Raw genomic sequence first — 11,701 nt, 5'->3', positions numbered from 1 at the left:
GATATGGCCTGCGCGGGTTTGCCGGTATGATAGGCGCCCCCGCACGTCTGGATTGCGAATACGCCATGACCTTGCAGTACCCAACCATCGCCGATTGCGTCGGCAACACGCCGCTGGTGCGTTTGCAGCGCCTGCCCGGTGCTACCAGCAACACCCTATTGCTCAAGCTCGAAGGGAATAACCCGGCAGGTTCGGTCAAGGACCGTCCGGCGTTGTCGATGATCACTCGCGCCGAATTGCGCGGGCAGATCCACGCCGGCGATACGCTGATCGAAGCGACCTCGGGTAACACCGGGATCGCGCTGGCCATGGCCGCTGCGATCAAGGGTTACAAGATGATCCTGATCATGCCGGACAACTCCAGCGCCGAGCGTAAAGCGGCGATGACCGCGTACGGTGCCGAGCTGATTCTGGTCAGCCAGGAAGAAGGCATGGAAGGCGCCCGCGACCTCGCCCAGCGGATGGAAGCCGAAGGCCGTGGCAAGGTGCTCGATCAGTTCGCCAATGGCGACAATCCTGAGGCGCACTACACCACCACAGGTCCGGAAATCTGGCGTCAGACCCAGGGCACCATTACCCATTTCGTCAGTTCGATGGGCACCACCGGCACCATCATGGGCGTGTCGCGCTACTTGAAAGAGCAGAGCGACAGCGTGCAGATCGTCGGTCTGCAACCGATGGAAGGCTCGGCCATTCCCGGCATCCGCCGCTGGCCGCAGGAATACCTGCCGAAGATTTACCAGGCCGACCGCGTCGACCGTATCGTCGACATGGCGCAAAGCGAGGCCGAGGACGTCACCCGTCGTCTGGCCCGCGAAGAAGGTATCTTCTGCGGCGTGTCCTCGGGCGGTGCGGTGGCAGCGATGCTGCGCCTGTCCCAAGAAGTTGAAAACGCGGTGATCGTCGCGATCATCTGCGACCGTGGCGACCGTTACCTGTCGACCGGCATTTTCGACGCGCCTAACTGATGGCCAAGCACGAGAGAGGCCTGCGCTTCCAGCCCACGGGCGGGAGCAAGGCCGCGCAAATTCCGACCGGCAAAAAGCAGCGCTTGACCATTGAGCGCCTGGCCAATGATGGTCGCGGTATTGCGTTTTTCGAAGGTAAAACCTGGTTCGTCCTCGGCGCCCTCGCCGGCGAAGAGGTCGAAGCGCGGGTGCTCGGCGCCCACGGCAAAGTGGTCGAGGCGCGCACCGAGCGCGTGTTCAAGGCCAGCGAACTGCGTCGCCCGGCACCGTGTCAGCACGCCGGTCGTTGCGGCGGTTGCAGCGTCCAGCACTTGCCCCACAGCGAACAGCTTGCCCTGAAACAGCGCATGCTCGCCGAGCAATTGTCGCGTGTCGCCGGTGTCGAACCTGACGCGTGGGCAGCGCCGCTGACCGGTCCCGAATTTGGCTATCGCCGTCGTGCCCGCATCGCGGTGCGTTGGGACATGAAGGCGAAGAAACTCGAAGTCGGTTTCCGTGCCGCCGGCAGCCAGGACATCGTCGCGATCAACGAATGCCCGGTGCTGGTACAGCCCTTGCAACCGATCATGACCCGTTTGCCGGAGATGCTCCGTCGTTTGAGCAAACCGCAAGCATTGGGCCATGTCGAGTTGTTCAGTGGCTCGTCACTGGCGGTGCTGCTGCGGCACATGGCGCCGTTGTCGGAAGCGGATCTGACCATTCTCAAGGAATTTTGCCAGTTCCATGAAGCGCAATTATGGCTGCATGGCGAAGGCGAGCCGCAACCGGTCGATGCGACCCAGGCGCTGGGCTATCGCCTGGAACAGTGGGATCTGGATCTGGCGTACCGCCCGGGTGACTTCATCCAGGTCAACGCCGGCGTCAACGAAGCCATGGTTGCGCAAGCGCTGGACTGGCTGAAACCCGGTAGCGACGAGCGCGTGCTGGATCTGTTCTGCGGCCTGGGCAACTTTGCCTTGCCGCTGGCCAAAACCGTTCGCGAAGTCGTTGCGGTCGAAGGCGTGCAGACGATGGTCGATCGCGCCGAAGCCAATGCGGCTAGTAACAATTTGCATAACACAAAGTTTTTTCAAGCCGATTTATCCCAGCCTTTGACCGATGCCCAGTGGATCGGAAACGGCTTTTCTGCGGTACTCTTGGACCCACCGCGTGACGGTGCTTTCGAGGTGGTTCGCAAGCTGGCGACCCTGGGTGCCAAACGGTTGGTGTATGTGTCGTGCAACCCTGCAACTCTGGCGCGCGATACGGTCGAATTGATCAAGCAGGGCTACCGGTTAAAACGTGCCGGGATTCTCGATATGTTTCCTCAGACGGCACATGTCGAGGCCATGGCGTTATTTGAAGCGAGCCAGGATGGCTCGTCTGAATCCGCCTGATCTGTCCGCGCAGCGCTCGCTTTAGCCCCGCGAGCGCAAACGGGCAACAAGGATCAGCGATTTGACGCATTGAATCTGCGTCGTAGGGAAGGTAAAGCAAGATGGTACAGGTGAGAGCACACCAGCCGATCAACACTGACGGCAGTATCAATCTCGAGGCTTGGCTCGATCACGCGGTCAGTGTCGATCTGGCACTGGATCGCGAAGCCTTGAAAGAAGCCTGCGAGTTCGCTCGCGAGGCCGAACAACAGTCCAATGCCAGGAAGAATCTGTGGGCCGAAGGCTCCGGCAGCTTCAGTACTGGCCTGGAAATCGCCGAGATTCTCGCCGACCTCAAGCTCGATCAGGATTCGCTGGTCGCAGCGGTCCTGTATCGCGGCGTGCGTGAAGGCCAGATCGAACTCGCGGCCGTCGGCCAGCGCTTCGGCCCGGTGGTGGCCAAACTGATCGACGGCGTGCAGCGCATGGCCGCCATCAGTGCCAGCCTCAGCCCGCGTCAGTCGATGGTCATGGGCACGCAAGGGCAGGTGGAAAACCTGCGCAAGATGCTGGTGGCGATGGTCGATGACGTTCGCGTTGCCCTGATCAAACTCGCCGAACGCACCTGCGCCATTCGTGCGGTGAAAACCGCCGACGACGAAAAGCGTAACCGCGTCGCCCGCGAAGTCTTCGATATTTATGCGCCGCTCGCGCACCGCCTCGGCATCGGTCATATCAAATGGGAACTGGAGGACTTGTCCTTCCGTTATCTCGAGCCGGATCAATACAAGCAGATTGCCAAGTTGCTCCACGAGCGACGGCTGGACCGTGAGCGTTTCATCGCCGATGTGATGACCCAGCTCAAGGATGAATTGCAGGCCACCGGCGTCGATGCCGACATCAGCGGCCGGGCCAAACACATCTATTCGATCTGGCGCAAAATGCAGCGCAAGGGTCTGGAATTCAGCCAGATCTACGACGTGCGTGCGGTGCGCGTGCTGGTCCCGGAAATGCGTGACTGCTACACCGCGCTCGGCATCGTCCACACCTTGTGGCGGCACATCCCGAAAGAATTCGACGACTATATCGCCAACCCGAAAGAGAATGGCTACCGCTCGCTGCACACGGCGGTGATCGGCCCTGAGGGTAAAGTGCTCGAGGTGCAGATCCGTACGCACTCGATGCATGAAGAGGCTGAGCTCGGTGTCTGCGCGCACTGGCGCTACAAGGGCACCGACGTCAAATCAGGCTCCAACCACTACGAAGAGAAAATCTCCTGGCTGCGACAGGTCCTCGAGTGGCATGAAGAGCTGGGCGATATCGGTGGTCTGGCCGAACAGCTGCGCGTCGATATCGAGCCGGATCGGGTCTACATCTTCACCCCCGATGGCCACGCCATCGACTTGCCGAAGGGCGCGACACCGCTGGACTTCGCTTATCGCGTGCACACCGAGATCGGCCACAACTGCCGTGGCGCGAAGATCAATGGGCGCATCGTGCCGCTCAACTACAGCCTGCAGACCGGTGAGCAGGTCGAGATCATCACCAGCAAGCACGGTACGCCGAGCCGCGACTGGCTGAACTCGAACCTCGGTTACGTCACCACCTCGCGGGCGCGGGCGAAGATCGTTCACTGGTTCAAATTGCAGGCGCGCGACCAGAACGTTGCCGCCGGTAAAACCCTGATCGAGCGTGAACTGACGCGCCTCGGTCTGCCTGCGGTGGACTTCGACAAGCTGGCCGACAAGGCCAACATGAAAACCGCCGAAGACATGTTTGCCGCCCTCGGTGCCGGCGACCTGCGTCTGGCGCAACTGGTCAACCTCGCGCAGCAACTGGTCGAACCGGAACGCGGCAACGAGCAGCTGGAACTGATTCCACGCAAAGCCACCGGTTACAAACCGGGCAAGCGCGGCGACATTCAGATCCAGGGCGTCGGCAACCTGATGACGCAGATGGCCGGCTGCTGCCAGCCACTGCCGGGCGACGCGATTGTCGGCTACATCACTCAGGGCCGTGGCGTGAGCATTCACCGTCAGGACTGCGCCTCGGTGCTGCAACTGGGTGGGCGCGAGCCGGAGCGGATCATCCAGGTCAGTTGGGGCCCGGTGCCGGTGCTCACCTATCCGGTGGACATCGTCATCCGCGCCTACGACCGTTCCGGTCTGCTGCGTGACGTCTCGCAGGTATTGCTCAACGAGCGCATCAACGTGCTGGCGGTCAACACCCGCTCGAACAAGGAAGACAACACCGCGCTGATGTCCCTGACGATCGAGATCCCGGGGCTGGATGCGCTGGGGCGGTTGCTCGGGCGGATTTCGCAGTTGCCGAACATCATCGAAACGCGGCGTAACCGTACCCCTTGAACACCGACGCCGATCAACTGTGGGAGCGAGCCTGCTCGCGAAGAGGGTGTGTCAGTCGACATCATTGTTGCAGACACACCGCTTTCGCGAGCAGGCTCGCTCCCACATGGGTTTTGTGGTGAGAGATAAATGATGTACAGCCTTGAAGACCTGCTCCACCTGATGAACCGTCTGCGCGATCCGCAATACGGTTGCCCGTGGGACATCAAGCAAACCTACGCGACCATCGTTCCGCACACCCTCGAAGAAGCCTACGAAGTGGCCGACGCCATCGAGCGCGGCGACTTCGATCACTTGCAGGGCGAGCTGGGCGATCTGCTGTTCCAGGTGGTGTATTACAGCCAGTTGGCCAAGGAAGAAGGGCGCTTTGAATTTGCCGGGGTGATCGACAGCATCACCCGCAAGCTGATCCGTCGTCACCCGCACGTGTTTCCCACCGGTGATCTCTACGCGCCGCTGGATGTGCCGCGCTTGAGCGAAGAACAGGTCAAGCAGCGCTGGGAAGAGATCAAGGCTGAAGAGCGCGCGGAGAAATCTGCCGCGCCCGAGCAACTGTCACTGCTCGATGACGTGCCGGCAACGTTGCCGGCATTGTCGCGTTCGGCCAAGTTGCAGAAGCGCGCAGGCCAGGTCGGTTTCGACTGGCCGGACGCCTTGCCGGTGCTCGACAAGGTGCGCGAAGAACTTGATGAAGTCCTCGAAGCCATGTCCGAAAACGATGCCGTCGCCGTGGCTGACGAGATCGGCGATCTGCTGTTTTCCGTGGTCAACCTGGCCCGGCATCTGAAGGTCGACCCGGAAACTGCGCTGCGTGGCGCCAACGGCAAGTTCGAAAGACGTTTCCGATTTATCGAACAGGCATTGCGCGACACCCACCGTCCCATAGAAGATTGCACCCTCGAAGAGTTGGACGCCCTGTGGGGTGAAGCCAAACGTCAGGAAAAGAATTTGCCCGGCTGCGGCTGAGCCACTGCCCAAGTGAGTAAGCACCATGAGTATTTCCCTTCGCGACCAGTTGCTCAAAGCAGGCCTGGTCAACCAAAAGCAGGCCAAGCAGGTCAGCAAGGACAAGCAAAAGCAGCAACGTCTGGCGCACAAAGGTCAGATCGAACTGGATGACTCGCAGCAGCGTGCCGCCCAGGAAGCCATGGCCGAGAAGGTCAAGCGTGACCAGGAGCTGAACCGCCAGCAGAAAGAGAAAGCCGAAGCCAAGGCGCGTGCAGCACAGGTCAAGCAACTGATCGAAGTCTCGCGTCTGCCGAAGCTGACCACCGAGGATTACTACAACTTCGTCGACGACAAGAAGGTCAAGCGCCTCTCGGTAAACACGCTGATGCGCAACAAGCTCAGCAGCGGTTCGCTGGCGATCGTGCACCATGCCGGCGGCTACGAAGTGATCCCGCGTGAAGCGGCCCTGAAGATCCAGGAGCGCGATCCACAGCGCATCGTCCAGCTCAACGTGCAGACCGAAGAGGTCAGCACCGAGGACGATCCGTACGCGGCGTATCAGATCCCTGATGACCTGATGTGGTAAATCGATAAAGCTGTAACAACGACAAACCCCGCTCATGGCGGGGTTTGTCGTTTTCAATGCTGTGGTTGAATCAGGAGGAGCGGGTTTCGCGTTGTTGCTCTTGCACTTCGAGTTCGGCCTTGTAGTTGTGGGCATCGATCTCGTTGTGGAACATGCCGACCAGCAAGTCTTGTTGATGCACGTCCCAGATGCGGATACCGGCGGCTACGCCTTCGTGGGACATGTGTGAATCGTCGCGTTCAGTTACTTTTACAGTCATCTGCTAGCTCCAAATCTCAAGTTATCTGCAGCAAGGCGTGTGCAGGACTCTTTTATATGATTTGTTAGCTTGCTAAGTAAACGCTTGATTTGCGCAAGGTGTTATTGCGTTTTTTGCAACAGTGCTGCAGCCCGCGTAATCCGCGACATTCGGTCGCAGGGGGCAAAGTTTCATGACAGAAGTTTCATTTTCAGAAGCGCCGAAATCCATTGTGGGAGCGAGCCTGCTCGCAAATTCAGTGGGGCAGACGACGATAGGATGACTGGAATATCGCATTCGCGAGCAGGCTCGCTCCCACAGGGTTTTGCGGTGTACCTGCTATTTTCTTCGGGCAAAAAAAACGCCCCGAACCAGTCGGGGCGTTTTCATGTGTGGCTCAAGCGGGGGGAATTACTTGCCTTCCCAGCGCTTCAGTACCAGCGTGGCGTTGGTGCCGCCGAAGCCGAAGCTGTTGCTCATCACAGTGTTGATGGTGGCGTTTTCGCGGGTCTTGGTCAGCACCGGCAGGTCGGCCACTTCAGGGTCCAGCTCGTCGATGTTGGCGGAACCGGCAATGAAGTTGCCTTCCATCATCAGCATGCAGTAGATCGCTTCGTGAACGCCGGCGGCGCCCAGGGAGTGACCGGACAGGCTCTTGGTCGAGCTGATCGCTGGTGCCTTGTCGCCGAACACTTCACGCACACCTTTCATTTCCGCGACGTCGCCGACCGGAGTCGAGGTGCCGTGGGTGTTCAGGTAGTCGATCGGCGTATCAACGGTGGACATCGCCATCTGCATGCAGCGGATCGCGCCTTCGCCACTTGGGGCAACCATGTCGTAGCCGTCGGACGTTGCGCCGTAGCCAACGATTTCGGCGTAGATCTTCGCGCCACGGGCCAGAGCGTGTTCCAGTTCTTCAACCACGACCATACCGCCACCGCCGGCAATGACGAAACCGTCACGGTCAGCGTCGTAGGCACGGGAAGCTTGTTCCGGGGTGTCGTTACGCTTGCTGGACAGAGCGCCCATTGCGTCGAACAGGAACGACTGGCTCCAGTGCTCTTCTTCACCGCCACCGGCGAAAACGATGTCCTGCTTGCCCATCTGGATCTGTTCCATGGCGGTACCGATGCAGTGAGCACTGGTGGCGCAGGCAGATGCGATGGAGTAGTTCAGGCCTTTGATCTTGAATGGCGTGGCCAGGCAAGCGGAAACGGTGCTGCTCATGGTCCGCGTTACACGGTACGGGCCAACGCGCTTGACGCCTTTCTCGCGCAGGATGTCCAGCGCTTCCATCTGGTTCAGCGTGGAAGCACCACCGGAACCAGCGATCAGGCCGGTACGCGGGTTGGACACTTGCTCTTCGGTCAGGCCGGAGTCAGTGATGGCGTCTTTCATGGCCAGGTAGGCGTACGCGGCTGCGTGGCCGACGAAGCGATAGATCTTGCGATCGATCAGTTCTTCAAGGTTGAGGTCGATGGAGCCGGAAACCTGGCTACGCAGACCCATTTCAGCATATTCCGGGTTGAACCGGATGCCAGGGCGGCTTGCACGCAGGTTAGCGGAGACGGTCTCTTTGTCATTGCCCAGGCACGAAACGATGCCCAGACCAGTGATAACGACGCGGCGCATGCGAATAACCCTTAGAAGTTGTCAGTGGAGGTGAACACGCCGACGCGAAGGCCTTCGGCGGTGTAGATTTCGCGACCGTCGACAGTCACCGAACCATCGGCGATGGCCAGGTTCAGCTTGCCCTTGAGGACGCGTTTGATATGAATGTTGTAGGTGACTTTCTTGGCGGTCGGCAGCACCTGACCGAAGAACTTCACTTCGCCTGAACCCAGCGCACGGCCACGGCCCGGCAGGCCTTGCCAGCCCAGGAAGAAACCGACCAGTTGCCACATGGCATCCAGACCCAGGCAGCCCGGCATCACCGGATCGCCTTCGAAGTGGCACGCGAAGAACCACAGGTCAGGGTTGATATCCAGCTCGGCGACCAATTCACCTTTGCCGTACTTGCCGCCTTCTTCGCTGATCAGGGTGATGCGATCGACCATCAGCATGTTCGGGGCGGGCAGTTGCGCGTTACCTGGGCCGAACAGCTCACCGCGACTGCAGCGCAGCAGATCTTCCCGAGTAAAGGCGTTTTGTTTGGTCATGCGAGCTCCTCAATAATCCCATGCGGCAGGTGGGGCAAATCTTCCCGACCGTTCGAAGCGTTCATGCCTCGAACCGGCAGCCTACTCATAGACTATTGCGTTGTGGTGAAAGTCACAGCACCAAGGACATGAATGTACACTTGTGCACTGAAATTTTTATTCAAGCCTCTTTTGAGGCTCGTTCGGGTGCCTAAGACTGCCGCACTTTCGCTTTTCACGCCAGTCGCAGATGGTCGAAAGGCCCACACTACGACACCCAGCGCTGCAGAATCTGCTGCAGATCATTACGTTTGAACGGCTTCGCCAGATAATCGTTCATCCCCGCCGACAGGCAGGTTTCCCGGTCGCCCTGCAAGGCGTTGGCGGTCAGCGCGATGATCGGCACTTCGCTGCGTCCGGGTAGGCAACGGATCTGTCGGGTGGCCTCATAGCCATCGATGATCGGCAAACGGCAATCCATCAGAATCACTTCGAAGTCGCTGCCCTCGGCGCTGCGCACGGCTTGTGCGCCATCGGTAGCAACACTGACAGTAAAGCCCAGACTGCGCAGCATCGCTTCAATAACGGTCTGGTTCACTGGATTGTCTTCGACCAGCAAGACATTGCGCCCTTCACCATGCTCTTTGCCGTTCAGTGCACGCGGCGCAGCCAGGGGCGGCAGCGCCTGCTTATAGAGTGCCAGGGGAATTTCCAGAGTGAATACCGAACCGCGACCTTCCTCGCTCTGCGCGCGCAAGGTGCCGCCCATGCGTTCGGCCAGCGTGCGGGCGATCGGCAGACCGAGACCGGTGCCGCCATAGCGCCGTGAAATCGAACTGTCGGCCTGCTGGAAGGCATTGAACATCAACTCCAGACTTTCAGAAGAGATGCCGATGCCGCTGTCACGCACCGAACAGGTGAACCACAGCAATTCGTGATCCAGCGACTGCCACTGCGCCTCGATGCTGACCCGGCCCTGTTCGGTGAACTTCAGTGCATTGCCGACGAGGTTGACCAGAATCTGCCGGATCCGCGTCGGATCGCCCTGCACCTGCAAACCGCGCATGTCGTCCGGGATGCGCAAGTTCAGCGCCAGACCCCGCTGCACCGCGCTGTGCTGGAACGACTGGGCGCAGGCGCCGATCAGTTCGGCGAGGTTGAACGGGATGTGCTCCAGTTCCAGCTCGGAACGTTCGATGCGCGAGAAGTCGAGAATATCGTTGATGACTTTCAGCAGGTGTTCGGTGGACTCCGAGGCAAGGGCGGCGTATTCGACCTGCTCCTCGGTCATCTCGGTGGTTTCCAGCAGTTGCAGCATGCCCAGCACGCCGTTCATGGGCGTGCGCAGTTCGTGGCTCATCATCGCCAGAAAGTCCGACTTGGCGTTGTTGGCCTTTTCCGCCTCTTCGCGGGTCTGAATCAGTTGCGCCATGGCCTGGTGCTGCTCACGGCTGGCCTGTTCCAGAGCCTGGGCGAGGTTATTGATGTGCTGCGACAGCGCGCCTAGTTCGGTGTCATCGACAATCGGCAGCGGGGTTTTGTAATCGCCGTCCTGAATCGCCTTGACCGCATCGCCGATGTCGCGGATCGGCTGCGACAGGCTGCCGGCCAGGCGTCGTGCCAATACGAAGGTGAAGAGCAGGGCGAACAGCGCGAGAATCCCGGCCTTGAACAGAATCTCCTGCTGGCGCTGGCTGAAGGCATCGTTGGATAAGCCAACGATCACTCGGCCCAGATAGTCCTCGCTGGCCCCGCCGTTGCTGACCTTGCCGTCCTGGAAGAAATCATTGTGCAGGGCGATGCGTTGCAGGCGCACCGGTGCCTGAAACACTTCAACCTGATGCGGGCGACTGTGCGCGGCGGCGGGCTGTTCGACGTACACCAGAATCCGGTTGGCGCTGTCCTGTATTTCGAGAAAGCGCACGTTGGGCGTGGCCAGTGTCGCTTTGAGCAGGCTTTCCAGCACTTCGTTATTGCCGGAAATCACCCCGTATTCAGTGGCGGGTGCCAGTTGGTTGGCGATCAGTTGGCCGGTGTGGTTCAGCTCCTGGCGCAGATCCTGAATGCGCACAAAGGTAAAGAAGCTGATCAGCAACAAGGTCAACAACAGCGCCGGGCCCAGACTGATCAACTGGGTGCGGGTGTTGATGTCCCAACTGCGACGAAAACTCATGGACGGCGTTCTCCTTCAGCCAGCGCTTGGGCGACAGACGCTTCATTTAGCGGCTCGATCCCTAGGGAACGAGCGACCTGCGCATTACTTGAGACTTTAAAACGTGCGGGGTAGAGCGTTCGCGGCCAACTGGCCGGCGATTGGTCGAGCAAATGATCGAGCACGGCCAGCCAGTCGTTCTGATCGCTGTAGGTACTCGCCAGGCTGCCGGCGCGGACGAACGCCACGTTGGGACCGACCAGCGCGACTTGCCGTGAATAGCTGCTGAGCAGCAGGTTTTTCGCGGTTTTCGGGTTGTACAGGTCGGGGTCGTCGAGGCCGAGTAACACGTCGCTGTTCTTCAGCACGGTTTGCAGCGGGCGGCTGTCGTGGATGTTGTCCCAGCGCTGGCTGACGATTTGCAGGTTCAGTGGTTTAGCGGCGAGATTGAGTTCATTGAGGAGGAATTCGCTGTGTTGATCGAAGAGCACGCCGATGCGCTGGGCCTGGGGCAGAATGCGTCGAATCAACTGCAACTGGCGGCTCAGCGGTGGGTCACTCCACAGCAAACTCAGGTGCGCCGGTTGCGCGCTGCCGAGGCGCTGGCGCGCTTGCAGACGACTGATGCGCAGCACCAGCGTTGCCGGGCCTTGGGGGTCTTGCAGGCGCCAGTCGAGGCTCGGCAGGTCGAGCAGAATCAGGCGCAGACTGGCAGGCAGTTTTCCCGGTGCCGGCAGACTGGCCAGCGGCTGGAAACGCACGTTGTCAGTCGGACGCAATTCGCTGAGTGCCTGGACGAATGCTTGCACGCCGGGACTTTCCTCGGCACCGGTCAACAGAATATCGGCGGCTTGCACCGCCATGCCATGCAGCCATGCGGTCAGAAACAGGCAAACCCCGGCCAGCCAGTGGCCAAGGGTTGGCAGCTTCCGTGACGGCCGGTAGCGCAT

10 protein-coding genes are annotated in these 11,701 nt (G+C 60.1%); 5 read left to right on the top strand and 5 right to left on the bottom strand.

Annotated features, from left to right (window positions below):
* Window positions 1–65 precede the first annotated feature (65 nt).
* From cysM to AB4N74_RS16165, 5 genes are all read left to right on the top strand, one after another.
* Window positions 66–968 carry a cysteine synthase CysM gene (gene cysM, locus AB4N74_RS16185; protein WP_175559687.1) on the top strand — a complete coding sequence of 301 codons (903 nt, stop codon included), beginning with the start codon at window positions 66–68 and terminating at the stop codon, window positions 966–968.
* The gene (gene rlmD, locus AB4N74_RS16180) at window positions 968–2,344 is read left to right on the top strand and encodes a 23S rRNA (uracil(1939)-C(5))-methyltransferase RlmD (protein ID WP_093442221.1); all 1,377 of its coding nucleotides are present in this window, start codon (window positions 968–970) and stop codon (window positions 2,342–2,344) included. The genes cysM and rlmD overlap by 1 nt, the downstream gene beginning before the upstream one ends.
* Before the next feature lie 101 nt (window positions 2,345–2,445).
* Window positions 2,446–4,689: a GTP diphosphokinase gene (gene relA / locus AB4N74_RS16175; RefSeq protein ID WP_077574114.1), complete on the top strand. Its 2,244-nt coding sequence runs from the start codon at window positions 2,446–2,448 to the stop codon at window positions 4,687–4,689.
* Window positions 4,690–4,821: 132 nt separating this feature from the next.
* Window positions 4,822–5,655 (top strand): nucleoside triphosphate pyrophosphohydrolase, encoded by an 834-nt coding sequence (gene mazG / locus AB4N74_RS16170; protein ID WP_116256332.1) that lies wholly within the window; start codon window positions 4,822–4,824, stop codon window positions 5,653–5,655.
* A 25-nt stretch (window positions 5,656–5,680) separates the two neighbouring features.
* On the top strand, window positions 5,681–6,223 hold the full coding sequence (locus AB4N74_RS16165) for a DUF2058 domain-containing protein (RefSeq protein ID WP_064391592.1): 543 nt from the start codon (window positions 5,681–5,683) through the stop codon (window positions 6,221–6,223).
* Between the two features lie 70 nt (window positions 6,224–6,293).
* Here AB4N74_RS16165 and AB4N74_RS16160 read toward each other — a convergent pair whose 3' ends face one another.
* The 5 genes from AB4N74_RS16160 to AB4N74_RS16140 form a co-directional block, all read right to left on the bottom strand.
* Window positions 6,294–6,482 carry a hypothetical protein gene (locus AB4N74_RS16160; protein WP_077574113.1) on the bottom strand — a complete coding sequence of 63 codons (189 nt, stop codon included), beginning with the start codon at window positions 6,480–6,482 and terminating at the stop codon, window positions 6,294–6,296.
* Window positions 6,483–6,872: 390 nt separating this feature from the next.
* Window positions 6,873–8,093, bottom strand: a complete 1,221-nt coding sequence (fabB, locus tag AB4N74_RS16155; protein WP_007968959.1) for a beta-ketoacyl-ACP synthase I — start codon at window positions 8,091–8,093, stop codon at window positions 6,873–6,875.
* Between the two features lie 11 nt (window positions 8,094–8,104).
* Window positions 8,105–8,620 carry a 3-hydroxyacyl-[acyl-carrier-protein] dehydratase FabA gene (fabA, locus tag AB4N74_RS16150; RefSeq protein ID WP_003227150.1) on the bottom strand — a complete coding sequence of 172 codons (516 nt, stop codon included), beginning with the start codon at window positions 8,618–8,620 and terminating at the stop codon, window positions 8,105–8,107.
* 247 nt (window positions 8,621–8,867) lie between these two features.
* Complete coding sequence (locus AB4N74_RS16145; protein ID WP_460096625.1) at window positions 8,868–10,772, bottom strand: ATP-binding protein; 1,905 nt, start codon at window positions 10,770–10,772, stop codon at window positions 8,868–8,870.
* Complete coding sequence (locus tag AB4N74_RS16140; RefSeq protein WP_320336513.1) at window positions 10,769–11,701, bottom strand: ABC transporter substrate-binding protein; 933 nt, start codon at window positions 11,699–11,701, stop codon at window positions 10,769–10,771. The genes AB4N74_RS16145 and AB4N74_RS16140 overlap by 4 nt, the downstream gene beginning before the upstream one ends.

It is taken from the genome of Pseudomonas sp. H3_C08 (assembly GCF_054669455.1).
Note: the sequence above shows the minus strand (reverse complement) of the source record. Positions and strands in the feature narration are given on the sequence as shown.